This window comes from Streptomyces rectiviolaceus, assembly GCF_039533825.1.
GTDB classification, from domain to species: Bacteria; Actinomycetota; Actinomycetes; order Streptomycetales; family Streptomycetaceae; genus Streptomyces; species Streptomyces rectiviolaceus.
The window spans coordinates 75,710-101,587 of sequence record NZ_BAAAUG010000077.1 but is presented as its reverse complement, the minus strand read 5'-3'; the positions used below and the strand labels follow the sequence as shown (position 1 = coordinate 101,587).

The window sequence follows — 25,878 nt, the reverse complement described above, 5'->3', positions numbered from 1 at the left end:
CAGACCACTACCATACAATGTCACGTTGCTCCTGTCGGCGACAGGGTGTAGGTCCGGCTCGAGGTGTAGAACTCCGGTGCGGCACGGCCCTGTTCGCGCGGCCCGTGACTGGACGCCTTGGCTCCGCCGAACGGCAAGTGGAAGTCGACGCCGGTGGACGGGGCGTTGATCCGGATCATTCCGGTGTCGAGTCGGTCGAGGCCGTTCAGCGCCGTGTTCAGATCGGCGGTGTGGACGGAGGTGACCAGGCCGTACGGCACGGAGTTGGTGATCCGCACCGCGTGGGCCAGGTCTTCGGCGGGCAGCAGGGCCGCGATGGGGCCGAAGACCTCTTCGCGCAGCAGCCGGTGGCCCGCCGGGACTTTCTCGACCAGGGTCGGGGCCGCGTACCAGCCGGGTTTGTCGGGCACGGTGCCGCCGGCCAACGCGCACAGGCCGTGCCAGGCGTCGCCCACCTGGCCTCGGGCGTGCTCGTCGATGAGCGGCCCGCACACGGTCGCCGGGTCGGTCGGGTCGCCCACGGGCACGGCCCGCAGCGCTTCGGCGAGCGCTTCGCGCAGGGGCTCAAGGGCCGCGCCGACCGCGATGACGCGGCTGGTGGCGGTGCACTTCTGGCCCGCGTACCCGGCGATGGAGGCGGCGATGTGGGCCGCGGCCTGCCCGATGTCGGCGTCCGCGAGGACGACTGCCGCGTTCAGGCCGCCCATCTCGGCCTGGACCGGCACGCCGCGGGCCGTGGCGGTGCGGACGACGGCTTGACCGACGGCGGTCGAGCCTGTGAACGAGACCACGTCGGCGGCGGAGACGAGCGCGTTGCCCTCCGTCGGCCCGCCCGGCAGGACGGTGAACACCCCGGCGGGTACGGCGTGTTGGACGATCTCGGACAGGCGCCGCGCACACGCGGTGGCTTCGGGTGCGGGCTTGAGGACGACCGTATTGCCCGCCGCGAGCGCCGGGGCGGACTTCCAACTCGGAATGGCGAAGGGGAAGTTCCAGGGCGTGATCAGACCGGCAACGCCATACGGGCGGCGGCGGGAGAACAGCAGTCCGGGCCCCGCGGCCGTCTCGTGGACCGCACCGACGGGTTCGTACGGGGCCTGGGCGTAGTAGCGCCAGATCGCGGCGGTGCGCGCGACTTCGGCGCGGGCTTCGGTGAGCGGCTTGCCCACCTCGCGGACGGCGAGTGAGGCCAGCTCGGCGCGTGCGGCATCGATGCCATCGGCGACCGCACCGAGGGCGGCCGAGCGGGCCGCGGCCCCGCCGAGCAGCCAGCCCGGCTGGGCGGCGCGGGCCCGCTCCACGGTGTCGACCGTCTCGAAGGCGCCGGGCGCCGGGATCCGCAGAAGTACGTCGGATGGATCGGCCGGGTTGTGTGAGGTGAGGACGGGTCCGACGGCGGTCACAGGAGAAATCCTCCGGGGAAGGGGTCGTCCGGGTCGAGGAAGTACTGGGCGGTGCCGGTGATCCATGCCCGCCCGGTGACGGTCGGCACGACGGCGGGCACTCCGCAGCCCACGGTGGTCCCTTCGATCAGACGGCCGGTGAAGCGGGAGCCGATGAAGGACTCGTTGACGAAGTCACGGCCGAGGGGCAGTTGACCGCGCGCGTGCAGCTGCGCCAGCCGGGCCGAGGTGCCCGTGCCGCACGGGGAGCGGTCGAACCAGCCGGGGTGGACGACCATCGCGTGCCGCGAGTGGTGGGCGTCGAAGCCGGGAGCGGCCAGGTAGACGTGCTTGACTCCGGCGATCTCAGGGCGCTCGGGGTGCACGGGCCGCTGCGGCGATGCGTTGATCGCGTCCATGACGGCGAGCCCGGCGGCCAGCAGGTCGTCCTTGCGCTCGCGGTCGAACGGCAGCCCCAGGGCGTCGAGTTCGACGAAGGCGATGAAGTTCCCGCCGAACGCGAGGTCGTGCGTGACCGTGCCGTAGCCGGGCACGGTGACCTTGCTGTCCAGAGCGGTACAGAACGCCGGTACGTTGGTGAACGTGACCGCCGTGGCCGCGCCGTCCGACACCTGGACCTCGACGGTCACGAGCCCCGCGGGGGTGTCGAGCCGGACCGTGGTGACCGGTTCCGTCACCGGCACCATGCCTGTCTCGACGAGGACGGTGGCGACCCCGATGGTGCCGTGCCCGCACATCGGGAGCAGTCCGGAGACCTCGATGTAGAGGACCCCGTAGTCGGCGTCAGGGCGGGTGGGTGGTTGGAGGATCGCGCCGCTCATGGCGGCATGGCCGCGTGGCTCGTACATCAGGAGCGTCCGGAGATCGTCCATGTGCTCGATGAAGTGCAGCCGCCGCTCGGCCATGGTGGTGCCGGGGATGACCCCGACGCCACCGGTGATCACGCGCGTGGGCATGCCCTCGGTGTGCGAGTCGACTGCGTGGAAGACGTGGCGTGTACGCACGGGCTTCCTCCCTCTCGGTCAGCGGACAATGCGGTCAGCGGTGGCCGTCGGCGACGGCCTTCTCAGTGGCGGCGCGCACACCCTCTTCGATCTCCCCGGTCAGCGGGAAGCGCGGCGGGCGTGTGGGGCCGCCCCGGCGCCCGACGATGTCCATGGACAGCTTGATGGACTGAACGAACTCCGTTTTGGAGTCCCAACGCAGCAACGAGTGCAGAGACTTGTAGAGCGGCAGAGCCGTGTCCAGGTCTCCGGAGAGGGCGGAGTGGTACAGCTCCGCGCAGCTGGCGGGGAACGCGTTGGGGTAGCCGGCGATCCAGCCGACGGCACCGGCGACGGCGAGTTCGAGCAGGACGTCGTCGGCGCCGATCAACAGGTCAAGATCCGGGGCGAGTTCGGCGAGCTCGTACGCCCTGCGGACATCACCGGTGAACTCCTTCACGGCGACGACGCTGCCGTCCTGGTACAGCCGGGCGAGGAGATCCGGCGTGAGGTCGACCTTGGTGTCGATGGGGTTGTTGTACGCGACGACCGGCACCCCGGCGCGGGCGACCTCGGCGTAGTGGGCGCGTACGGCGGGCTCGTCGGCGCGGTAGGCGTTCGGGGGCAGCAGGAGCACGGAGCCGCAGCCCTCCTCGGCCGCGTGTTCCGCCCAGCGCCGGGCCTCGCCGCTGCCGTAGGCGGCGACGCCGGGCATGACCCGCGCCCCATCGCCCGCGGCCTCGACGGCGGTTCGCACCACGCGGGCCCGTTCCTCGTCGGTGAGGGTCTGGTACTCACCGAGCGAGCCGTTCGGCACGACACCGTCGCAGCCGTTGTCTAGCAGCCAGCGGACATGCTCGGCATAGGCGTTGTGGTCGACGGACAGATCGTCGCGCAGGGGCAAGGTGGTGGCGACCATGATGCCGCGCCATGGGCGGGTGCTGTTCCAGGTGTTGGCGGTCATGTCAGAGAGACCTCTCTTGAGAATGTGACACTCCTTGTCGTCAGTAATATTTCACATTGCACTGACCCCTGCCAAGGGGCTGCCGTGCTCAACGAGCCCTACCGGTCCCGCAGTTGAAGGGCCAACCGCTATGGACCTCTTGGGAACGGGTGGATAACGAAGCTCCTCACACCTTGTCAGTGCAATTTCACATTACTATGTTACGGGTCACATTCCAGCCAGCTCCAGCTCTGGCTGCTCTACCGCTCCGGAGTGACCACTCATGGACAAGCGCACCTGTACCGCCCTCGCCGCCACACTCGTGGCGGCCCTCACCCTCGGCACGGCCGGCTGCTCCGGCGGACAGAAGACGGGCGGCCCCCGCGGCAAGAACCTCGCAACGGCCAACATCGGCAAGGTGATCGGAGGGACGCCGCAGAAGGGCGGCACCCTCACCGTTCTGTCGAACACGGACTTCACGCACCTCGACCCGGCCCGCAACTGGGTCATGAGCGACATGAACTTCGGAACCCGTCTGCTCTACCGCACCCTGGTGTCGTACAAGGCAGCACCCGGAACCGCCGGCGGCGAGCTCACCCCCGACCTCGCGACCGACCTCGGCACCTCTTCCAACGGCGCCAAGACCTGGACGTTCCGCCTCAAGGCAGGGGTCAAGTACGAGGACGGAACACCGATCACCGCTCAGGACGTCAAGTACAACGTCGAGCGGTCCTTCTCCCCGGACCTGCCCGGCGGCGCCGACTACGCGGCCCGCTACCTCAAGGGCGCCAAGGGCTACCAGGGCCCCGCGGGCGGCAAGCACCTGGACTCCATCAGGACCCCGGACGACAGGACGATCGTCTTCGAACTGCGCAAGGCCTTCGCCGAGTTCCCCAACGTGACGGTGATGCCCACCTTCGCCCCGGTGCCGAAGGCGAAGGACAACGGGCCCAGGTACGACAACCGCCCCTTCTCCTCGGGCCCGTACAAGATCCAGACGTATCAGCGCAACAAGAAGATCGTCCTGGTCCGCAACCCCCACTGGGACCCGAAGACGGACGCGATACGCAAGGCGTACCCGGACAAGCTGGTCATGGTGATGGGGCTGCGGCCCAATCAGATCGACGACCGGATGATCGCCAGCCAGGGCGCGGACGCCTCCACCGTCCCGTGGTACGCGCTGCGGCCGGAGAGCGGGGTGAAGGCGCTGCCCAAGGCCGATGTCCGCAAGCGGCTGCTCGCCGAGTCGACCAACTGCACCGACATGCTGCAGATGCACACCGGACGGGCCCCGTTCGCCGACGTGAAGGTCCGTCAGGCCGTGCAGTACGCGCTCGACAGGGAAGCCGTGACCACCTCATCCGGCGGCCCCGCCTTCAATGACCCCTCCACCGCCTACATGCCCGCCGCCCTCTTCGGCGGCAAGCAGCCCGACACCCTGAAGATCCCCGTCAGCGGCGATGTGGACAAGGCGAAGGAGCTGCTCAAGGAGGCCGGAAAACCTGATGGCTTCAGCACCAAGATGACGGTCTCCAACGGCGACAAGGGGCGGGCGGAGGCGATCCAGCAGTCGCTCGCGAAGGCCGGCATCAAGGTCACCATCGAGACGGTCGACCCGTCCGCGTTCTACGCCACCATCGGCGACACCGAGAACCGCACCGACCTCGTCTACACCGGCTGGTGCCCGGACTACCCGTCCGGCTCCACCTTCCTGCCCTTCGTCTTCGACGGCCGCTTCATCAAGGAGAAGGGGAACACCGGCAACCACTCCCTCTTCCGCGACAAGGCGACCATGAAGCGGATCGACGAGATCGCCGCGATGACCGATGCCAAGAAGGCCGTCAAGGCCTGGCAGGAGCTGGACGGCGAGATCCTCGCCAAGTCGCCGACCGTGCCCGTGCTCGTCCGGCGCTGGCCGCTGGTGGTGGGGACCAACATCGCGGGTGCGTACGGGCAGACCTCCTTCGGCGGTCAGCTCGACTACGCATCGGTCGGTCTCAAGAACCCCGCCAAGAGCGAGGGTTGAGGAGCTCCGCCACCATGGCCACCACTGCCACCCCCTCCGTCTCCACGCCCGCACCGGCCGCCGAGACCGCTCCGGCGGGCAGCGGCCCCTGGCGGCTCGCCCGCCGGGAGCTCGGCCGCCGCACCTCCGTGCGGATCTCCCTCGTCGTGATCGCGCTCTTCGCGATCATGGCGGTGGCCGCACCACTGCTCAGCACGCTGGGCGGCTGGTCCCCCGAGGAGTTCGACAAGAACGCCGTCGACCCCTACCTCGGCGGACAGCCGATCGGCCCGCTCGGCGGCATCTCCGCCGAGCACTGGCTCGGCGTCGAACCCGTCACCGGGCGCGACCTGTTCGCCCGGGTCGTACACGGCGGCCAGGTCTCCCTGCTCATCGCCGTCTCCGCCACCGCCATCGTCGTGATCGCCGGCACGGCGGCCGGGATCGCGGCCGGCTACTTCGGTGGGCGCACCGACACGGTGCTCTCGCGCCTGATGGACCTGACGATGTCCTTCCCCTCCCTCATCTTCATGATCGCGATGATGTCCGTGGCACGGGACGTGAACCGGATCGCGCTGATGATCACCGTCATCGGGGTCTTCGGCTGGCCCGGCATCGCCCGGGTGGTGCGCGGTCAGACACTCTCGCTCAAGCACCGCGAGTACGTCGACGCCGCCCGCGTCGGCGGCTCCGGCCCCTGGCGCATCCTCACCCGCGACATCCTCCCGGGCGTCGCGGGGCCCGTCATCGCGTACACCACCCTGATCATCCCCGGGATGATCGCCACCGAGGCGGCCCTGAGCTACCTGGGCGTCGGCGTGCGCCCGCCCACCCCCTCCTGGGGCCAGATGATCGCCGAGAGCGTCGCCTTCTACGACACCGACCCCATGTACTTCGTCGTCCCCAGCATCTGCCTCTTCCTCACCGTGCTCGCCTTCACGCTGCTCGGCGACGCGCTGCGGGACGTGCTCGACCCGAGGGGGAGCCGCACATGACCGTCTACATCGGGCGACGGCTGCTCGCGATGATCGGTGTCCTGATCGCCGTCGCCGCCGTCACCTTCACCATCTTCTACGTTCTGCCGTCCGACCCGGCGGCCGCCGCCTGCGGCAAGTCGTGCAGCACCGAACGCCTGGCGGCGATCCGCGAGCACATGGGCCTGGACCAGCCGCTGTGGCGGCAGTTCGCGGACTTCGTCACTGGCATCTTCACCGGCCGCACCATGGGCACGGGACAGTACGCACTGCACTGCGACTTCCCGTGCCTGGGCTACTCGTACGAGAACAGCCAGGACGTGTGGGACCTGCTGATGGACCGCCTTCCGGTCTCCGCGTCGCTCGCGCTCGGCGCCGCGGCGCTCTGGCTGCTCCTCGGTCTGACCGCGGGCGTCACCGCCGCCCTGCACAAGGACACCCTCACCGACCGCGCCCTGATGGTCGGCGCGGTCGCCGCCGCGTCCCTACCCGTCTACTTCACCTCGATGATGCTCATCTACGGGCTGATCCGCACGGCCGGGCTCCTGCCCTACCCGAAGTACGTGGAGCTGACCTCGGACCCACTCAACTGGGCCTCGAACCTGCTCCTTCCCTGGCTGGCCCTGGCCATCCTGTACGCGGCCATGTACGCGCGCCAGAGCCGCAGTTCAATGATCGAGACGATGGCGGAGCCGTACATCCGCACCGCCCGCGCCAAGGGGTTGCCGCGCCGCAAGGTCGTGGTCAAACACGGTCTGAGGGCCGGGATGACGCCCATCCTCACCCTCTTCGGGATGGACCTGGGCGGGCTCCTCGCGGGCGCGGTGATCACCGAGTCCATCTTCGGACTTCCCGGCATCGGGCGGCTCTTCTACGGTGCGCTGTCCAGCGGCGACCAGCCGGTCATCCTCGGCGTCACGCTGCTCGCCGCCACCTTCATCGTCGTCGCCAACCTGGCGGTCGACCTGCTGTACGCCGTCGTCGATCCACGAGTGAGGTACTGATGAGCGCTTCCCACCCCGTGCTCTCCGTACGGGACTTGACGGTCACTTTCCGCACCTCGCGTGGTCCGGTGCGGGCCGTGGACCGCCTCGGCTTCGAGGTGCGGCAGGGCGAGACCCTCGGCATCGTAGGCGAGTCAGGATCCGGCAAGTCCGTCACGTCCATGGCGGTGATGGGCCTGCACACCGGCGCCGAGGTCACCGGCTCGGTCGCCCTCGACGGCCAGGAGCTGGTCGGCCGGTCCGAGCGTGAACTGAACCGGCTGCGCGGCCGGCGGATGGCCATGGTCTTCCAGGACCCGCTCTCCAGCCTGCACCCCTTCTACACGGTGGGCGAGCAGGTCGCCGAACACCACCGGGTGCACTTCGGGAGTCGGCGAAAGACCGCACGGGAGAGGGCCGTTGACGCCCTGGCCGAGGTCGGCATCCCCGAACCGCGCCGCCGCGCGGGCGAGTACCCGCATCAGTTCTCCGGCGGCATGCGGCAACGCGTGATGATCGCCATGGCGCTCGTCTGCGAGCCGGACCTGCTCATCGCCGACGAGCCGACCACCGCCCTCGACGTCACGGTCCAGGCCCAGATCCTGGAGCTGATCGCCCGGCTGCAGCAGGACCGGGGGCTCGCGGTCGTCCTGATCACCCACGACCTCGGGGTGGTGGCCCGGGTCGCCCACGACGTACTGGTGATGTACGGCGGCCGGGCCGTCGAACAGGCCGACGCGGACGCCCTGTTCGCGACACCGGCCCACCCCTACACGCGCGGCCTTCTCGACTCCCTGCCCCGTCTCGACGACAGCGACGACGCGCCGCTTCGGGTGATCCCCGGCAGCCCGCCGTCCCTGCTGACTCCGGCCATCGGCTGCGCGTTCGCGCCCCGCTGCCCCCAACTCGTCGGCGTCCTCGCCGGGGCGCGCTCCCGCTGCGAGACGGAACTCCCGCTCCTCGACGGACCGGCCCGGCATCCGGCCGCCTGTCACTTCCCCGCGTACGAAGGCATGGCCTCATGACATCTACTGAACCCCTGTTGTCCGTACAGGACTTGACGATGACGTTCCCAGGGAGGCGGCGCTCCGCCCCGGTCCGAGCCGTCGACGGCATCTCCTTCGATGTGGCGGCGGGCGAAACACTAGGCCTGGTCGGAGAGTCCGGCTGCGGCAAGTCCACCACCGGCCGCATGATCGTCCGACTCCTGGAACCCACCGCGGGAACCCTCACATACGACGGGCGCGACATCAGCCACCTGTCGCAGCGCGAACTGAAGCCGTTGCGCAAGGACCTCCAGATGGTCTTCCAGGACCCGCATTCCTCCCTCAACCCCCGCCAGACGGTGGCCCGGATCATCTCCGATCCGCTGCTCGTACAGGGGAGTTCGGCGGATGGTGCCCGCAGGCGCGCGGCCGAGCTGATGGAACTGGTGGGGCTCATCCCCGAGCACATCGACCGCTATCCGCACGAGTTCTCCGGCGGACAGGCCCAGCGCATCGGCATCGCCCGCTCACTCGCCACGAGCCCGCGCCTCGTCGTCGCCGACGAGCCGGTCTCCGCCCTCGACGTCTCCGTCCAGGCCCAGATCGTCAACCTGATGGAACGGCTCCAGGACGAACTCGGCCTCGCCTACCTCTTCATCGCCCACGACCTGTCCGTGGTCAAGCGGGTCTGCGACCGGGTCGCCGTGATGTACCTGGGCCGCATCGTCGAGATCGGCGAGAAGGAGCGGGTGTACGCGGCCCCCGCCCACCCGTACACCCGGGCGCTGCTGTCCGCCGTCCCGCTGCCGGACCCGGCGGCCGAGCGGGCCCGCGAGCGGATCACCCTGCTCGGTGATCCGCCGAGCCCGGCCGCTCCGCCTCCCGGCTGCACCTTCCACCCACGGTGCGCCAAGGCCCAGGAGATCTGCCGCACCGAGGCACCGTCACTGCGGACCACGGCGCCGGACACGGCGCGGCAGGTGTCGTGCCACTTCCCCGAAGCGGCCTGAACACGGCAGCGGCCTGAACACGGCTGTGCCCCGGCTCCTCGGCGGCAGATGCCAGGAACCGGGGCCCAACTGTGCGCGGGACGACCAGTCGCGGACCGACTCGGCGTCAGCTCGTCCTTACAGGCCGGTCAGCAGGCGCCCGGTGTAGCCCGCCATCACGGTCCAGAACAGGCCTGTATAGCCACGCTCGCCGATTCTGGTGTTGAAGCGCCTGCCGAAAAACGTCGCGACGAACATCAGTGGCAGACACGCCAAGGCGACGAGATAGTCCCCGCCCGTGAGGAGCGCGGAGTCCGTCCAGACGGCGGTCTTCGTGGCATCCCCGACGAGTGAGGCCATGGAAAGCGCGCCGACGAGGTGGAGGCGATCCAGGGCAAGGCCGCGGACCGCGAGCCCCTTGAGGGGTCCGGATGTGCCGCTGAATCCCGACGTCGCACCCGCGGCGAACGCCATCACCGGGGAACCGAACCGCCGCCAGCGGGTGAGGTCGAGCGTTTCGATCAGAAACGCGGCAGCGAAGCTGACGATGACCGCGAGGGTCACAGCCCGTTCGGGCGCGGACTCCAGCAACTTGGCTCCCAGGAATGACCCTGCGGCTACCAAGGCGATGACGACGGCGGCCTTGCGGAATGGGAGCGTCGTTCGGTAGGCGAATACCTTGACCAGGTTGTTGGCACCAAGAAGTAGCGCCGCCAACGCCACCCCGGACTTGGTACCAAGTACGAGCGCCAGCGTGGGTACAAGAATCAGGCTGCCACCGAACCCGGCCGAAGCGGACAAGGTGAATGCGGCAGCCACAGCCAAGAACACAACTGGAAGCAGAAATGGCTCCATCAGTGCTCCTCAGTCCGTCAGACCGCGAAGTGGCTCCAACACGACGACCGGGGCGCTCTATGGGACCGCCGACAGGTCGATCCGGAACATCCCGCGGCCGTGCGTCACACAGACCAGCGTCTCGTCCATCCAGAACAGGTCGTCGACCGAGCAGTTGGTCGGGCCTTCGTTCGTGGGCGACCAGCTCGCGCCGGCGTTCTCGCTGGCGAAAAGACCGACCTCGGTGCCGCAGTAGAGCAGCTTCGTCCGCCGCGGATGCACCGCCAGGGCCCGTATCGGGGCGGAGGGCAGCGCGGTGGCGAGGTTGGTCCACTGCGCGCCGCCGTCCGTGGTCACCCACAGGTTGCCGCTCTCGTATCCGCCGAACGCGACGTAGACGGTGTCGGGGTCCGTCGGGTGGACGGTGACGCAGGTACAGAAGCGCCGTGGCGTCAGCGGCTTCGGGCCCGTCACTCCGACCCGTGCCCAAGTGGGCGTCGTCGCGGTGCCGTTGATCGTGCGGAAGACCATGCCGTCCTCGTGGCCCACCCACACCACACCCGAGTCACCGCGCGCCACCGCGATCGCGCTGATCTTCGAGCCGGCATTGGGCTTGATCGCCTTCCAGGTCGGGCCGGTGGTGAAGGTGTTGGGCTGCTTGGCGTTGTTCGTCTGCCACAGTGAAAGACCGCCCGCGAGGATTCGGTTCTCGTTGTTCGGATCGAGCACGAACGGTGCGATGAAGAGCGCCTTCTCGTTCTTCGCGTCCGTGATGCGGAACGGCACCTGCTTCCAGTCCCAATCGCCTGTGGCGAAGTTGAAGAACTGGCCGCTGATGTAGCGATCACCCTGTGTGTCGTCGGTGGTGGCGCCATCGGTGTTGCGGTGAATGTTCAGGAAGACGTATTCGCCGTAGAAGACGTCGGGGTCGGTGGGGTCGGAGGCGCACCAGCCGCCGTCACCGCCGAAGAACGTCCGCCAGTCCTCGGTGCCGAGCGCCGGGTCGAAGATGAGCGAGCCGTTGTCCTGCGCTCCGCCGATGATCCTTCCGCTGCCGACGTGGCCCGCGCCGCTGTAGAACTGGGTGACACCGTAGTTGTTCACCAGCTCGGTCCAGCCGTTCACGAACGGAGGCTGCGGCTCGCTTCCGACATCCGCCAGATCCTCCGCCTTGAACACCCCACCATCGTTGCCGAAGAACACCGTTCGGTTGGTGACCCCGTCGTAGGAGGGGTGCGAGACGATGGCGTGCTGGTCGGCGTGGGCCGAGCCGGGATCCGACCAGGTGCTGATCTCGGAGAGGTGGTCGCCGCCGTCCGTGCTGCGCCACAGATTGATGCCGCCGACCAGTACCAGGTCCGCGTCGGTCGGGTCCCCGGCCCAGATCGTGTTGTCGTACCAGCCCTGCTCGCCCAGGTAGTCCGCCGGGAGTCCGCCCGGGGTCAGTATCGTCCTGCTCTGGTAGGTCGCGCCGCCGTCCTGCGACCTCCAGATCTGGCCGGTGGTCATCTGAACCGACGCGTAGACGATGTCCGGGTCCATCTCGGCGTAGGCGAGCTCGACCCGCCCGCTCCACTGGCCGTCGGCCGCGAGGTCCCAGGTGAGACCGCCGTCCCGGCTGAACCAGGCCGCACCGTCCCGCAGCGCCCCGGCGACCGCCTTGCTGCTGTCCTGCGGATCGAATCTGACGTCGCCGAGCGGGTTGTCCAGGACCCTGGTCCAGGTCGCCCGCGCGGGATCGGCACTGCGGAAGAGGCCGGTGGAGGTGGCCGCAAGGACGACCTTCCCGGACTGCGACACCGCGATCCGGCTCACGAACTGGAAGTCCGGGGTCTGGGTGGCCGCGATCGGATTCCAGCTGACCGCGTCGGTCGTGCTGAAGATGCCGTTGCCCCGGATGGCGTCGAGATTGTGGAACGCCTCACCGGTCCCCACGTACATCGTGGACATGTCGGAGGGGTCCATCGTGATGCAGGCGCAAGCGAGATTCTCCAGGAAGTCGTCGACGGGATCCCATTGGGCACCGCCGTCCTCGGTGTGCCACACGCCGCCCCCGGCGCTCACGGCCCACATCTTGTCCGGCTGCACCGGGTGGATCACGATGCCGCGTGTACGCCCGCCGATGTTTCCGGGGCCGAGCCACACCCAGTGGGCCGCCTGGACCCCGGCCGTCGGGGCCGGCCCTCCCCCGGGCCTTTGACCGTTCGATCCGGTCGGTATGCCCGCGGTCAACGGTGGGGCCTCGCCGGTCAGCAGCGCCTGCCCCTGCTCGTAGGCCGTGCCCAGGGCGTTCGGTCGGACACTTCCGTCGTCGCTCTGCTCCTGCTTGAGGCGGAAGAGTCCACGGGCCGTGGGCAGGTCGGGATAGTCGAGACGGAGAAGTGCCCGCCGAACTGCGGCTTCGGGCAGGGCCTCGAGGGTCTCGTTCGTCGTACCGCGGGCCGCACACAGCAACTGCACCTGCTCGACGCTGATGTGCTTCGACTGGGCCAGCTGTTCGTCCGAGATGGACATGATGCGCCCCTGTCTGAGATGAGGACGTGTAGGGGGTGGCTAGGGCGGAAGCCTGGGCGCCCGCCTCGTGGTCGCGTGGTCCAGTTCCACCTCCCACTTGACCGCGGCGGTGGGGGGATTCACTGCCCTCAGGACGATGGCGCCGGAGTCGGGGTGAAGGGCGAGTTCCACGCGTATGTCGCCGACTTGACTCTGGTCCAGCACATCGGCGGCCGGCTGTGGTGGGCGAGCCGCCTGCGCTACGGGGGGCACATCGGCGTCGGCGGACTCCGGCGGTTCCGCCGTCGGCAGCACCTCCACCGAAGGGCCCGCCGGATCGACCCGCAGGGCGCCGTGTGCCTCGCGCGTCGATTCCTTCAGGACCCGTTCGCTCGGTGCGGCACCACCGCCGTACCAGGTCCGGGCGACCCAGTGGATCATCACGGCGTCTTCGTCCGTCTGGGTGCGCAGGGTGAAACCACGGGTGTCGTCGAGGGTGCAACGAGCCCATGGCGGCAGGTCGACCGGCTCGGACGTCCAGCGGTCCGCACCGGTCGCAGCATCGAGCACCACGACCACCAGTGTCGGCGACGGACTGATCCGCAGGGCCACGACCGACCCGGCGAGCAGTGCACACGGCCGCAGACTTGGCCCGTGGCGCCATAGCGGCGCTCCGCTTTCCAGGTCCAATGCCATCAGAGCGCCTTGGTGATCGTGTACGACGGCTTGTCGACCACGCGCATCGACCACGCCGCGCGGGACTCTCGCCATCCGGCCCCCAGGTGGGACATCGCAGGAGTGCGAAACACGGATCACGGGTTCGGAGCCCTGCCGCGTGCGGGCCGCCCTACGGAACCCCTACCGAACCGAGCAGGACCGGGGCGCGGCCGTGGGCCGCAACTCCCTTCCATCGTCCCTCCGCACGGGGACGGCGGCAACTCGAACTGCCTTGCCCTCTACGTGGTTTGATTCCGTCGGCGCGTGGCCATCACGGCCTCCGAGGGACAGTTGCCCCCATTCCTCTCTATAATAGGAGCAATACCTCCCACCGGCCTGCCGGTGCGTCACAGGAGGTCCCATGGCCGCTTTCACGGTGCACCTGGACGAGAACGCGGGGCCCGCGTCCACTCACGCCCTCGTCATCGGGGTCGGGGCGTACACGCATCTGGACGGCGGCCCGTCGCCCACGGACCACCCGGGTGCTGTGGGGATGCGGCAGCTGTCCTCGCCACCCCTCTCGGCGCGCAAGTTCGCCACTTGGATGATCGACGAGTACCACGACACGGGGAGGCCGCTGGGGAGTCTGGCGCTCCTGCTGAGCGAGGCGGATCCCAGCCCATTCCTCGACTCGCGGGCTGGGGAGCCACGCGTTGTGGAAACGGCAACCATCGACAACATCGTGGCCGCCGTCAAGGAGTGGAAGATCCGGGGCGATCACGACCAGGCCCGGCTTGTCTTCTACTTCTGTGGCCACGGTGTCTCGCTGGGGGTCGACACGTCTCTTCTGGCGGCGGACATATTCGCAGACCTCAACAGCCCGCTGAACGGCGCATTGCACTTCGAGGCGCTGCGCCGGGGACTCGAAAGCTGTAAGGCCGCCCAGCAGGTCTTCTTCGTCGACGCCTGCCGTGCCGGCTCCGACAGACTCGTCAGGGAGGCAGGCACGGACAACCTCGGACAGGTCCCGATCTCCGGGAACGAACGGCCCGACGGGTTCCTGCCACGAGCGCACGCCGCCATCTACGCGACCCTGCACGGGGAGGAGTCCTTCGCACGCGCCGACGACGTCAGTCTGTTCACCAGCGCGCTGCTGCGGAGCTTCGACGGCGCCGGGAGCGAGAACACCGAAGACCGCGTGTGGCGGGTGACCATCGACACGCTGAAGCACGCGATCACCCGCTTCATGAAAGAGCCTTCCTTCGCGGGCACCCTCACGAGCGCCGCGACACCGGTCAGCTCCGAGTCGTTCGACTTCGACTTCCACGAGCTGAGGCGCGACCCGGTCGTCCCCGTGTACATCGGGTGCCGGCCCAAGGAGGACAACGCGCTCGCCGAATTCATCTGCCGACGTGATGGGCAAGAGGAGCTGCGACGCCCGCCGCCAGGACCCGGCGAAGAGCCCGACGTCCGCGAGTGGGCCCTGTTCCTGCCGTTCGGCCGATACGAGGTCGAGGCCGTCCTCGGAATCGGAGACGTACGCGAGGACCAACTCGACGCCCGCCCACCGTTGTTCCGCATCGGACTGGCCAAGCCATGAGCGCCACACTCGCGGTCAGGCTCTACCTCTCCTCCGCGGGAGAGTCCAACGACGCGATGATCGTCGGTGACATTTACTCGGCCGACCTCGAAGCCAAGGACCGGCGCAACATCCTGATCCCCTGCGGGAGTCCGCCTCAGCCCACGCTGTACTCGGTGGCACCTGGCCGCTATGTCGTGTCGGCGACCCTGCCGTCCGGCCTTGTGCTGACGGAGCACGCCGTGGCGGTGGAGGGCGAGGAGACTTCGGTGGAGTTCCACATGACGGACTCGCCGTACGAGACGCACTCCTGGCAGTACCTCATGGGCAACATCGAGCCGGGCCGGGTCTACCACAGTTCCTCCGAGGCCCCGCTCACCGAGTCGGTCGCCTCACGGTCCATGGTCGCCCCCTCCCCCTCGCCCTCCCTCTCCCCCACGGCCGCGGCCGTAGCCCTGAGCGGGCTCGCCACCTGGGTCGGTGACGCCGACCCCACGAGTTGTACCTTCGCGTCGATGCTTGCGCAGGCGGAGAACCCGACGGATCGCCCGGTTGCCCGGCTGATCGCCCGAGGCAAGCCCCGCGTCCTGAAGGCGCCCGACGTGCGCGGGGAGGCGGTCACACCGCTCTACCGCTTCGGTCCGGACGGGCCTGTCGGAGCCCACGGCGAGCCCCCTGGCGCGCGGCAGTTCCTGGTCGTCGAGGCCGCCGGATCCGTACGTCTTGTCACCCTCCCTCTGCCCTGGGGCACGAGCGAGGTCGAGGTCCTGGTCAATCTGCGGCAGAGCCCGACCGGAAGCGCGGCCTCCGTGGCCGTCCGCGACCCGGCGGTCGGCGCGGGGCTCGCGTACATGGCGCAAGGAGCCCTGGACATGGCGGCCCAGCTCTTCACCGATGTCGAGGCGCTCTACTCCAAGTTCCAGAACCCGCTCGCGGCGGCGGCCGGCGCCTACGTCCTCATCGGTACCGACCACTCGACGGGCGAGGCGTACTGGGACCCGTGGCTGGAGCGGCTCGCCGACTCCTTCCCCTGGCTCAGCGACGGGGCGATCCTGCGGGCGGTGCGGCTGCTGCGTCGTGCCTCACCGGACAGGGAGGGGGCCCGGAAGGGGCTGATCGAGGCCTTCGACCGCGGCATCCCGTTCTATACGCTCGGCCTGGTCTGGCTCGTCGAAGGGCTCTCCGCTTTCCCCGACGACCCCGAGTGCGTGGAACGCCTCGGCCAGGCGCGCCGGCTGTCCTGGCTGGCCGACATGCGCGAGCCGTTCCTGATTCTCGACCTGCGGCAAGGGAGTGCGTGATGATACGGCTCAGGATGCTGCCCGCGGAGGACGGCGACTGCCTGCTCCTCGAATACGGTGACGACGACTTCGTCCGGAGGATCCTCTTCGACGGCGGACGGCGCGGCACCTACGAGCGGATCAAGCCGCTGCTCGCCGAACTGGACGGCCGGATCGACGTGCTCGTGGTGACCCATGTCGACCAGGACCACGTCCTCGGCGTACTGGCGCTGCTCGAAGACCTCGACCGACCGGTCGAGTTCGGGGACGTGTGGTTCAACGGCTTCGACCATCTTCACGACCGCGAGATTTTCGGCGCGGTGGAAGGGGAGGAGCTCACCACCGCGCTCATCACCCAACAACTCCCCTGGAACGAGGCCTTCGAGGGCCGCAGCATCGAAGTGGGCCATCCGCTGACCTGGTTCGACGACGGATCCTCGATGGAGGTGCTCGCGCCGGACCGCCGTCTGCTGGAGTCGCTGATTCCCACGTGGAAGACGAAGTGCAAGGAGGCCGGGCTGATCCCGGGCGTGGACCCCATGGAGAGGGAGGAGGTGCCCGGCATCGAACGTTTCGGCGTGATCGACGTCGACGAGCTGGCCGCCGCGCCGTTCAAGCGGGACTCCTCACCGACGAATCCGACCAGCATCGGCCTGCTTTTCGAGTTCGAGGGCACCCGGATCGTCTTCACCGGCGACGCCGACGACCCGCGTCTGGTGGCCTCGATCCGGCCGCGCGCCGAGGACGAGGGCGGGCGCCTGCGGATCGACGCCATGAAGGTCGCCCACCACGGCAGCGCCAAGAACCTCTCGAACGAGCTCCTCGGCCTCCTCGACTGCGGGCGCTACCTGATCTCCACCAACGGAAAGGTCCACGGCCATCCGGACGACATCGCCATCGCCCGGATCCTGAAGAACGGCGGGGCGACCAAGGACCTCGTCTTCAACTACCGGGGGCGGGCGGCGAACTGGAATCTCGGCAGCCTGAAGCAGGAGTTCGGCTACCGCGTGCTGGCACCCGCACCGGCCGACGAGGACGGCTTTGTCACCGTGGAGTTCTGACCGCAGGCCCGGTCGCAGGATTCCCGTGGCCTACGTCGCCACGGGGGGGCGCAGGCTGGTCTAGCGACTGACCGCGGGCAGCGGCGGGGTGTGGTGACGCGGGAGGCTTGGGCTGATCTGGCAGATGAGCTCGTAGGGGGTGGTGCCGGCGGCCTGTGCCCACTCGCCGAGGGTGGGCTCACCCTGGGTGCCGGGCCCGAAGACGATGACGTCGCTCCCGGACGGCGGATGGTCGCCATGCAGGTCGATGACCAGTTGATCCATGGAGATCGCACCAACGACGGGCCGCCGGCGCCCCGCGGCCCAGACTTCCGCGCCATTTGACGCTCGCCAGGGCAGTCCGTCGGCGTAGCCCACCGGCACCAGTCCGAGCGTCGTCCTGGTCCCGGAGCGATAGGTGAGGCCGTACCCCACAGCACCGCCCGCGGGAAGCTGCTTGACCCCACACAGACGTGAGCGGAACGTCAGCGCGCCGCGTGTGGCGCAGTGCGGCGGGGCGAACCGCAGATGCGAAGAAGACAGACCGTAAAGGGCCGAGCCCGTCCGGACGGCGTCGAGCCGGGTATCGGGCAAGGCGGCGTTCGCCGCCGAGGCCGCCAGATGGCGAACCGCTCCCTGGATACCCACGCCGGCCGTGAGCGCCAGAGCCCGCGAGAACTGCGCGCACTGCTCCGCGACCGAGGGATGATCCGGTGCGTGAGCCATGGCCAGGTGCGACCACAACCCGGCCACCACCACCGATCCCGCGGCCCGGGCACGGACCATGGCATCGGCCAACGCCCCCCACTGGCCGCGCGCACTACCGCCCCGGGCCATCCCGGTGTCGAACTCCAAGTGCACCCGCGCCGGGCGCCCGACGCGCCGCGCAGCGCCTACCACCTCCGACAACTGATGGAGATCACTCACCGAGATGTCGACATCGGCTGCCACGGCTTCCTCGAACGGATCACCAGGCGCCCACAGCCAAGCCAGCAACCGACCGGTATCACCTGCCTGACGCAGGGACAGGGCGTCCGAGGGATGGGCGGTGGCCAGCCACGGCACGCCCGCGCGTCGGAACGTCTTGGCACACGGCAGCAGCCCATGACCGTAGGCGTTGCCTCGCCGCACGCCTTCATCTGCCGCCTCGCTTTCGGAGTGTCTTTGCAGACGGGGCCGGAATACGGCTCCTTCACCGGTCACTCAGAGGGGGCTCGTCGCACGGCATGCGCTGGGCGCCGGGTGGCCGGTGAGCGCGGTGCTGGGGTTGGTGACAAGGAGTGTGTGGAGTTCTTCCTCGGTGACGCCTGCGGCTTTGAGTTGGGCGGCGAATTCGGTGGGGATGTAGGCGTAGCCGACGCCGCCGTAGGCTTTGAGGTGGGCCCGCTTGCATACGTCGTGTGAGAGCAGGAGCCGATTGAGATGGCCGCGGGCGAGGAACTCGCACACATTGCGTACGGCCTTCTCGCTCTCCCAGGCGTTCTTGTGGTGGATCAGGTCGAACTGCACCCACGCCCCGCGCCGGGCGAGGAGGTCGTGGTACTCGGCGTCGGGGTACTGGTCGCAGTGGCCGATGATGATCCGTGAAGGGTCGGCGCCTTCCTCGGTGAGGAGGTCGAGCTGGGCCAGGCCCACGCGGCCCTGAGAGGCGTGAGTGGTGATCGTCAGGCCGGTCTGCAGGTGCGCGCGGGCGGCCGCACGGAAGGATTTCTCCTCCACTGGGGAGATGTAGTCGCGGTGGGAGCCGATCTCTCCGATGATGCCGGGCCTGGTCCGGCCGGCGCCGATCCCCTCGGTGATCTCGGCGACGATGTCCTCGGCCAAGCGGCTGGTGGGATGTGTCCACACCTCGTCGTCGAAGTACGGCTCCCGGTACCAGCCGCAGCCCATGACGATGTTCAACCCGGTCGCTTGAGCCACCTCCACCAAGCGGTCCGGCTGGCGGCCGAGGTTGCGGTTGGTGACATCTACGACCGTGGCGCCACCGGCGGCGGTGAAGTCGGCGAGTTCCTTCACCGCGAGGGGAAGTTCGAACAACTTCTGCGTCTTGTCGCCGGTGACGCGGGCGAGGTCGATGAAGACGTGCTCGTGCATCAGCGTCATGCCCAGCGTGGCCGCCGGAACCGGTCCGAGCACCGTCATCACCGGGGGTGTCTGTGCTGTCCGCAGTGCCATCGACCGCCTCCTTGGATCTCCCAAAGATGATCTTGACATCCATCCGGTGACCACTTGCCCAGACACGCCGCCCTCAGCCTCTCCAAGGCCAGGGGGGGCGGGTCTGTGAGTTACGGCGGCCAGTTGGCCACTCGGACGGGGGTGTGGCGTGTCCTCCTCGGCAGGCCGGGCGTGCCTACGCTGCCGGTCACGTCCATGAACCCCCACCCGAAAGGGGCCGTTCGGTATGAATGAGTCCGGTCTTCGCGCCAAGTATGTCCGTCGATTCCACATCCTTGACTCCGGAGGCGACGGCTACGTCGACCGAGGGGATGTCGAGGTGCGGGCCCAGCGACTGCTCGAGGGGCTGGCTGAACCGGCAGCGACGCCCCGGGCCGCAGCGGTACGGGAGGGGGCGGCGGCGTTCTGGCTGGGGTTGGCCAAGCACGCAGGAGTCCAGGACGGCGACCGGCTGGACCAGGAGGCATTCGTGGGCGCCCTGCTGCGCGCGCGTGAGCTCGGCACCATCGGTGATCTCGTGGGGCCGTCAGTCGAGGCGCACGTCGCCCTGGTCGACAGTGACGGGGACGGCAGCGTCAGCCTGGAGGAGTTCCTGCGCTCGCAGAGCGTGTCCGGGATGCCCGAGGCGGACTCCCGGCAGGCATTTGAGCGACTCGACCGGAACGGCGATGGCCGTCTGGACGTCGAGGAGTGGCAGCGTGCCGTGGTCGACTTCTACATCAGCGACGAGGAGGACATGCCGGGCGCGCTCATCATGGGTGCGCGGGCCTGAAGACTCCGAGCGGCGCACGCGGCCTCCGCCATGTCTCCGCTGCGTTTCCTGGGGGCGGACTGTCGGACTGTCCTGCGGCCTTCACGAGCACAGCGAGCCTTCGTCCGGGACCCGGCGCACGCCCACTGGCTCCGTGCCTCCAGGCGCCCCCCGCCTCTGTCTGGACCGCCCTCGCCGCGTCCACGAGCGTAGAAACACACCCCGTCTCAACGGTTCAGCTGTGAGGGAGCACCATGATTCACATCAGTGAAACTCTGGCATTACACACCGCCGAAGGCTTTCTGACGGACAGTGAGCTTGGCCAGCTCCGCAAGATCATGCGCGTCGCCCTCGACGAGAGCGGTTGGCAGCCTCGTCACCAGGCCGAGATCCTTCTCGCCCCGCCCGCGGCCCAGGACATCCTCCAGGACGCCACCCGCCGGGCCCTGCCCGCGATCCGCCGCACAATGCCGTCCATTGCGGCTGCGGCTCCCTGGTCCTACACCGAACTCAGCCCAGGCCAGGAGGTTCCCACTCATCTCGACGGCATCCCCGAACCCGCAATGGCCCCGCGCCGCCTCGGCCGAATCGGCGTCGTACTCGACGGCGCCGAGGCAGGCGGCGACTTCTACATCGAGACCTCCTCCAGCCCCGGCATCTGGTCCGGCGAGAATGTCGGCGAAACCGAGGGGTTCCTGCCCCACACCCCCCTGACACATCGTCTGCCCCACGCCCCGGAGCCGGACGCCCACCCGCATGATGGCGTTCCCGCGTGGCTCGAGGGGGCTCGCCGTACCCGCTGGACCACCGACGCCCGGGCAGGCACCGCCGTCGCCTACGGATCGCAAGTCATCCACGGCGTCAGCCCCGTCCGCACCGGTAACCTGCGAAAATTCGTCACCGACCTGCTTGACGAAGCCATCCCAGTGCTGCCTTGACCCTCACCCCAGGCAGGCGTGCAGCGGAGCTGCGCGGTGTCGCAGGGTGGGAGATCCAGGATGGGTTCGCGCCATCGGGAGGTCGTCCGTGGAGATGAGTCTGCGTCCCTCCGAGGAAGCCGTGGGGATCGACGGACGGTACCAATGGGCGCTGCCGCTGCCCTCCGCACGCCGTCCAGAGCGCCGGCTGCGCTCGGTCTGGTACTTCGCTCTGCCTTTGACTTCGGCGCACCGCGGGGGCGCTTCCGGCGGCGGTGCCGAAGTTGAAGGGGTGGACGGGCAGGAAAGGTACCGCAATGAGAGCTGTGTCTACCCGCATGCGGCCCTTGTGGAAATGATGACCTACCAGCATCGCTGCTTCCCCGGCGTCGGCGCGCGCTACATCGACATGAGTCACGTGCAGTGGCCCGAGGTACGGGCCATGATCGCGGCGGATCCGCCGGAGGTGGCCGCTTTCACCGCCTACACGGCCACCGCGCTGTGGGCCTTCATCGTGGCCGCCGAGATCAAGCGGGTGAACCCGGACGCCGTCGTGGTGTTCGGCAACGACCATGCCGGAATCCTGCACCGGGAAATCCTCACCGGCACCTACGGCAGCCGCGTCGTCGACTACATCTCCACCGGCAACAACGGTCCGTTCACCATGATGGGCCTGCTGTATGCCCTGCAGGGACAATTGGATCTGACGCGAGTGCCGTCTCTCGCCTACCGCGCCAACGGGGGGCAGGTGGTGAATCAGAGCGCCTCCAGCTATCCCCTGGACCGCCGCATGCTGCCCGACTACCGGCTGATCGAGGATCAGCTGGCAAACCACTACGACAAGGCCTTCGACCTCTGGTACGCCCAGCACTACGAGCTGAGGCGAATGGTCACGATGCCACTGGACGGCGGCTGCACCTGGGGAAGCAGAGCCAGCCGGCGCTGCCGGCACTGCTCCATCCAGGGCCTCACCCCCAAGACCACCACCCCACAAAACATCGTCCCTGTGCTGGAGACCGTCGTAGGCCGCCTCGGCGCCAACGTCTACGCGGCCGGCGATTCCACCTTCGGCTTCTCCCGCGAGCAATGGTCGGGAGAGATCAGCTACCTCGACGAACTGGCCGAGGCATGCGCCGGCTCGCCAGTGCTCCGCGACCGCCGGTTCATGCTCGCCTACGGGCTCGTCTACGAGTTCCTGCAGTCCGCCGAGCTGTGCCAAGGCTTCATCCGCACCTGGAATGTCGGCCTGGAAGCGTTCAATCCCAAGCTGCTGCGCGGCGACTCCAAGGGCATCAACAAAGGACCGGAGCGCGTGACGGAGGCTTTGGACCTGGCACAGCGGCTGGACTACAGGCTCTACATCTCCGGCATCATGGGCCTGCCCGGCACGACGCTGAAGATGCTGCGCACCGAGGTCGACCACTGGCTTGCGCTGGCCGAGACATACCGCGACTGCATCACCACCATCTCCGTGTCCTCCCCCGGTGTGATCCCCGGCTCGCGGATGTACTACGACTCCTACCGCTCGGACCCGACGGTGCGCGCCGTGCACGGCGAGATCATCCCCGCGCGGCGGCTGACAGAGCGGTATGTGCGCCTGAACACCGAGGTGGAGCTCGCCGACGTGGAGGCAGCCATCGCCGAGGTCGGGCGGGGCGTCATCACCCTCGGCAAGCAGGGAAACCATATGAAGTTCGGCGGCTACATGCTGGGCGGGAAGGACCATGAGGAAGAACGGGAGCGACGCCTGCTGAACGACATCTGTGCCGAGCTGTGATGGAGCGTCCGGTCTGACGGTCAGAGCGGAGGTACGGGGCGGTGTCCGGGTTCATCCGCCGTGCTGCGGAGACAGCCTCGCGCCGACCCGCGCCGCCGTATCCCGCAGCCAGATGTGGGCGGCGTCGTGCGTGTGCACCGGATGCCACCACAGGGCCTCCTGCAAGGAAACCGCCTCGTAGGGAGGTTCCACGACCCGCACCGGGGCGATAGGCGCCAGCAGCCGGGCGAGCCGGGCCTGGACCATGGCGATGCGCCGGGTGCCGGCCACCAGCAGCGGCAGCAGCTGGAAGCTGTCGACGGACACCTCCACGCGCGGCTCCACCCCGAGCATCCCGAGCTGGCGCACGGCCGGCGCGTCGTAGGTCCGCTGGTAGGTGACCCACGGCAGGTCCGCCAAGTCCTGCCGGGTGAGCCGGTCCGTGACGGTGGGGTGGTCGTCGGCGACCACGAAGATCCACCGGTCGTCGTAGAGGTCGGTGGCGGGGAAGTCGCTGATGACGCCGTGCGGCATGAGCAGTCCGTCGACGGTGCTGAGCAAGGTGGCGGTGTCGTCGACCACGGTGGGCGGGGTTTGCGCGAAGCGCAGCCGGATCCCGGGGGCCTCTTCGTGGACGACGCGGGCGAGTTCGGCGCCGAAGACGGAGACGGCGTAATCGGAGGCCACCAGCTTGAACTCACGGCTCTCCACGGCCGGGTCGAACTCGGCCTGGCTGGAGAAGAGCCGTTCGAGGACGTCATAGGCGGTGGAGGTGCGGTCGAGGAGGACCTGCCCGAGGGCGGTGAGCTCGTAGTGGCCGCCGACGCGGGCGAGCAGGTCGTCGTCGAAGTGACGGCGCAGCCGGGAGAGCGCGGCGCTCATGGCGGGCTGACTCAGTCCGACGCGCTGCCCGGCACGGGTGACGTTGCGCTCCTCGAGGAGGGCGCGCAGGGCGACGACGAGGTTGAGGTCCAGGCGGGCCAGATTCACGGGCTTTCCCTTGCTGTACGGCGTGTTAGGCGTCGCTGACCAGCGGACATCCTTCTCGTGGATGACTGGCATCCATACAATCTATTTCCCTGATCGCTGGTGGCGGGTCCAGATTAGTCCCACCGCAAATCAGGAGGACATGTCCGTGAAACCCGCTCCCTCATCCGCGCCCTCATCCGCGCCCTTCGCGGGCCCCTTCGCCCTCGCGACGCTCTCGGCCTCGGACGGCCCGGCGTTCCCCGCGCTGGTCACCCACGAGGAGCGCGTCGTCGATCTGCGCGACGCCCTCGGCGACGAGCGGTTGACCGTCCGCCGTCTCCTGGAGGACTGGCCGGCGGTGCTGCCACGGCTGCGGTCCCTGGCCGGCAACAGTGCCGTGGAGCGACTGCCGTTGGCGGAGTTCCAGGTGCACGCGCCGGTCGAGCCGCGCCAGGTGTTCCAGTCCGGCGCCAACTACCGGCAGCACGTCATCGATCTGCACGTCGCCCACAAGGCTCCGGGGGACGACCGGCCCGAGGACGAGCGGCGCGCGGAGGCGGCGGAGATCATGGACCGGCGGGCGGCCGAGGACCTGCCGTACGTGTTCATCGGCCTGCCGAGTGCGATCACCGGCCCCTACGACGATGTCGTGCTGCCCGCCTGGGCCGAGAAGCCGGACTGGGAACTGGAGCTGGCCGCCGTCATCGGCCGCCCCACACACAAGGTGTCCGTCGATGAGGCCCTGGAGCACGTCGCCGGGTACACGATCGCCAACGACCTCACCGACCGCGCCACCGTGTTCCGCCGCGACATGCCGCAGATCGGCACGGACTGGCTGCGCAGCAAGAACGCCCCCGGCTTCACCCCTCTCGGCCCCTGGGTCGTGCCCGCCGAGTCGATCGCCGACCCCGACGATCTGCGGCTGGTCCTGAAGCTGAACGGCGAGACCATGCAGGACGAGTCCACCAAGGACATGATCTTCAACGTCGCCCGCATGGTGTCCTACGCGTCCCAGACCGCCCAACTCCTGCCCGGTGACCTGGTGTTGACGGGATCGCCTGCCGGGAACGGCATGCACTGGGGGCGGCTGCTGCGCGACGGCGACGTGATGGACGCCGCGATCACCGGCCTCGGTGCACAGCGCACCCCATGTGTGGCGGAGGCGGCATCGTGACCACCGAGTCCTTGCAACGGAACGACCCCGAGGGCTCGATCGCCGAGGCCGCCAAGGCGTACTCGAACTGGGGGCGTTGGGGCGAGGACGACCGGCTCGGCACCCTCAACTTCCTGGACGAGGCCAAGCGCCGCGAGGGCGCCGCGCTCGTGCGCCGGGGCATCAGCTTCTCCCTCTCGCAGCGGTTCGACATGGACGGGCCGCAGAAGGGCTGGCGGCGGCGCACCAATCCGGTGCACACGATGCTCGACACCGGAACCGACGCCGCCCTCGGCAACCAGGGCTTCCCGCACGGGCTCGGCGGCGCCGACGATGTCATCGCGATGCCGTTGCAGTGCTCCACGCAGTGGGACGGCCTCGGCCACATCTTCGACCACGGCAAGGCGTGGAACGGCCGCCCCGCCGAGCAGGTCGTCACCTCCGACGGTGACCTCGTCACCGGCATCGAGCACATGGCCCCGTACGTGGCCGGGCGCGGCGTCCTCCTCGACGTGGGCCAAGTGGTCGGCGAGGGCGGCGAACTGCCCGACGGCTTCGCGATCACCGAGGAGCATCTGACCGCGACCGCCGCGGCGCACGGTGTGACGGTCGGCCGTGGCGACATCGTGCTGGTGCGCACCGGACGGCTCGCGCGGGCCCGCCGTGAGGGCTGGGGCGAGTACGCCGGAGGCCCGGCCCCCGGCCTCTCGTTCACGTCGGCCGGCTGGCTGCACCGCGCCGAGATCGCCGCGATCACCACCGACACCTGGGGCTTCGAGGTCCGCCCCAACGAGTTCGAGCACGCCTTCCAGCCACTGCACCAGGTCGCGATCCCCAACATGGGCCTGCTGATCGGCGAGATGTGGGACCTGGACGCGCTCGCCGCCGACTGCGCGGCCGACGGCGTGTACGAGTTCTGGCTCACCGCCGCTCCCCTGCCCATCACCGGAGCCGTCGGCTCGCCCGTCAGCCCGATCGCCGTCAAGTAGTCCTCAACCTCCTTGAGGG

22 protein-coding genes are annotated in these 25,878 nt (G+C 69.0%); 13 read left to right on the top strand and 9 right to left on the bottom strand.

The features are described 5' to 3' along the window. Nucleotides 1-20 precede the first annotated feature (20 nt). The 3 genes from ABD378_RS21965 to ABD378_RS21955 are packed head-to-tail and all read right to left on the bottom strand — an operon-like array spanning nt 21 to nt 3,350. Complete coding sequence (locus tag ABD378_RS21965) at nt 21-1,403, bottom strand: aldehyde dehydrogenase family protein (protein WP_344522734.1); 1,383 nt, start codon at nt 1,401-1,403, stop codon at nt 21-23. Next, nucleotides 1,400-2,407, bottom strand: coding sequence for a proline racemase family protein (locus tag ABD378_RS21960; protein WP_344522733.1), 1,008 nt, complete (start codon nt 2,405-2,407; stop codon nt 1,400-1,402). Before ABD378_RS21960 ends, ABD378_RS21965 begins: the two co-directional genes overlap by 4 nt. Nucleotides 2,408-2,441: 34 nt before the next feature. Beyond that, nucleotides 2,442-3,350, bottom strand: a complete 909-nt coding sequence (locus ABD378_RS21955) for a dihydrodipicolinate synthase family protein (RefSeq protein WP_344522731.1) — start codon at nt 3,348-3,350, stop codon at nt 2,442-2,444. A gap of 262 nt (nt 3,351-3,612) precedes the next feature. Here ABD378_RS21955 and ABD378_RS21950 point away from each other — a divergent pair, with 262 nt between their 5' ends. From ABD378_RS21950 to ABD378_RS21930, 5 genes are read left to right on the top strand one after another with little or no spacing between them, the layout of a single operon-like run. After that, entirely contained in the window at nt 3,613-5,355 is a 1,743-nt protein-coding gene (locus ABD378_RS21950) for an ABC transporter substrate-binding protein (protein ID WP_344522729.1), read from the top strand. Between the two features lie 14 nt (nt 5,356-5,369). After that, nucleotides 5,370-6,329 carry an ABC transporter permease gene (locus ABD378_RS21945; protein WP_344522727.1) on the top strand — a complete coding sequence of 320 codons (960 nt, stop codon included), beginning with the start codon at nt 5,370-5,372 and terminating at the stop codon, nt 6,327-6,329. After that, nucleotides 6,326-7,312, top strand: a complete 987-nt coding sequence (locus ABD378_RS21940) for an ABC transporter permease (protein WP_344522725.1) — start codon at nt 6,326-6,328, stop codon at nt 7,310-7,312. Before ABD378_RS21945 ends, ABD378_RS21940 begins: the two co-directional genes overlap by 4 nt. Further along, a complete protein-coding gene (locus tag ABD378_RS21935) occupies nt 7,312-8,316 on the top strand; it encodes an ABC transporter ATP-binding protein (protein WP_344522723.1) in 1,005 nt (334 codons plus the stop codon). Before ABD378_RS21940 ends, ABD378_RS21935 begins: the two co-directional genes overlap by 1 nt. Further along, on the top strand, nt 8,313-9,287 hold the full coding sequence (locus ABD378_RS21930) for an ABC transporter ATP-binding protein (RefSeq protein WP_344522721.1): 975 nt from the start codon (nt 8,313-8,315) through the stop codon (nt 9,285-9,287). The genes ABD378_RS21935 and ABD378_RS21930 overlap by 4 nt, the downstream gene beginning before the upstream one ends. A 117-nt stretch (nt 9,288-9,404) precedes the next feature. On the opposite strand, the gene ABD378_RS21925 is transcribed toward ABD378_RS21930, so the two are convergent. The 3 genes from ABD378_RS21925 to ABD378_RS21915 are packed head-to-tail and all read right to left on the bottom strand — an operon-like array spanning nt 9,405 to nt 13,166. Then, entirely contained in the window at nt 9,405-10,121 is a 717-nt protein-coding gene (locus tag ABD378_RS21925; RefSeq protein WP_344522719.1) for a TSUP family transporter, read from the bottom strand. A 57-nt stretch (nt 10,122-10,178) separates the two neighbouring features. Next, nucleotides 10,179-12,614, bottom strand: coding sequence for a WD40/YVTN/BNR-like repeat-containing protein (locus tag ABD378_RS21920; protein WP_344522717.1), 2,436 nt, complete (start codon nt 12,612-12,614; stop codon nt 10,179-10,181). A 39-nt stretch (nt 12,615-12,653) separates the two neighbouring features. Further along, complete coding sequence (locus ABD378_RS21915) at nt 12,654-13,166, bottom strand: hypothetical protein (RefSeq protein WP_344522715.1); 513 nt, start codon at nt 13,164-13,166, stop codon at nt 12,654-12,656. Between the two features lie 505 nt (nt 13,167-13,671). Between ABD378_RS21915 and ABD378_RS21910 the strand changes: the two genes are divergently transcribed. From ABD378_RS21910 to ABD378_RS21900, 3 genes are read left to right on the top strand one after another with little or no spacing between them, the layout of a single operon-like run. After that, nucleotides 13,672-14,850 (top strand): caspase family protein, encoded by a 1,179-nt coding sequence (locus ABD378_RS21910; protein WP_344522713.1) that lies wholly within the window; start codon nt 13,672-13,674, stop codon nt 14,848-14,850. Beyond that, nucleotides 14,847-16,130 carry a hypothetical protein gene (locus tag ABD378_RS21905; protein ID WP_344522711.1) on the top strand — a complete coding sequence of 428 codons (1,284 nt, stop codon included), beginning with the start codon at nt 14,847-14,849 and terminating at the stop codon, nt 16,128-16,130. Before ABD378_RS21910 ends, ABD378_RS21905 begins: the two co-directional genes overlap by 4 nt. Next, nucleotides 16,130-17,170 (top strand): ComEC/Rec2 family competence protein, encoded by a 1,041-nt coding sequence (locus ABD378_RS21900; protein ID WP_344522709.1) that lies wholly within the window; start codon nt 16,130-16,132, stop codon nt 17,168-17,170. The genes ABD378_RS21905 and ABD378_RS21900 overlap by 1 nt, the downstream gene beginning before the upstream one ends. Before the next feature lie 60 nt (nt 17,171-17,230). Here ABD378_RS21900 and alr read toward each other — a convergent pair whose 3' ends face one another. Together alr and ABD378_RS21890 are read right to left on the bottom strand one after the other, a co-directional pair. Next, on the bottom strand, nt 17,231-18,352 hold the full coding sequence (gene alr / locus ABD378_RS21895; RefSeq protein ID WP_344522707.1) for an alanine racemase: 1,122 nt from the start codon (nt 18,350-18,352) through the stop codon (nt 17,231-17,233). Further along, on the bottom strand, nt 18,353-19,324 hold the full coding sequence (locus ABD378_RS21890; protein WP_344522705.1) for a phosphotriesterase family protein: 972 nt from the start codon (nt 19,322-19,324) through the stop codon (nt 18,353-18,355). 226 nt (nt 19,325-19,550) lie between these two features. Here ABD378_RS21890 and ABD378_RS21885 point away from each other — a divergent pair, with 226 nt between their 5' ends. The 3 genes from ABD378_RS21885 (at nt 19,551) to ABD378_RS21875 (ending at nt 22,769) form a co-directional block, all read left to right on the top strand. Then, nucleotides 19,551-20,096, top strand: a complete 546-nt coding sequence (locus ABD378_RS21885) for an EF-hand domain-containing protein (RefSeq protein ID WP_344522703.1) — start codon at nt 19,551-19,553, stop codon at nt 20,094-20,096. A gap of 233 nt (nt 20,097-20,329) precedes the next feature. Continuing rightward, complete coding sequence (locus ABD378_RS21880) at nt 20,330-21,013, top strand: hypothetical protein (RefSeq protein WP_344522701.1); 684 nt, start codon at nt 20,330-20,332, stop codon at nt 21,011-21,013. Nucleotides 21,014-21,101: 88 nt separating this feature from the next. Next, the gene (locus tag ABD378_RS21875) at nt 21,102-22,769 is read left to right on the top strand and encodes a radical SAM protein (protein WP_344522699.1); all 1,668 of its coding nucleotides are present in this window, start codon (nt 21,102-21,104) and stop codon (nt 22,767-22,769) included. A 51-nt stretch (nt 22,770-22,820) separates the two neighbouring features. Here the strand turns inward: ABD378_RS21875 and ABD378_RS21870 are convergent, their stop codons facing one another. Further along, entirely contained in the window at nt 22,821-23,738 is a 918-nt protein-coding gene (locus tag ABD378_RS21870; RefSeq protein WP_344522942.1) for a LysR family transcriptional regulator, read from the bottom strand. A gap of 139 nt (nt 23,739-23,877) precedes the next feature. Here ABD378_RS21870 and ABD378_RS21865 point away from each other — a divergent pair, with 139 nt between their 5' ends. Together ABD378_RS21865 and ABD378_RS21860 are read left to right on the top strand one after the other, a co-directional pair. After that, nucleotides 23,878-24,891, top strand: coding sequence for a fumarylacetoacetate hydrolase family protein (locus ABD378_RS21865; RefSeq protein ID WP_344522697.1), 1,014 nt, complete (start codon nt 23,878-23,880; stop codon nt 24,889-24,891). Between the two features lie 11 nt (nt 24,892-24,902). Continuing rightward, entirely contained in the window at nt 24,903-25,859 is a 957-nt protein-coding gene (locus tag ABD378_RS21860) for a cyclase family protein (protein ID WP_344522940.1), read from the top strand. Nucleotides 25,860-25,878 lie beyond the last annotated feature (19 nt).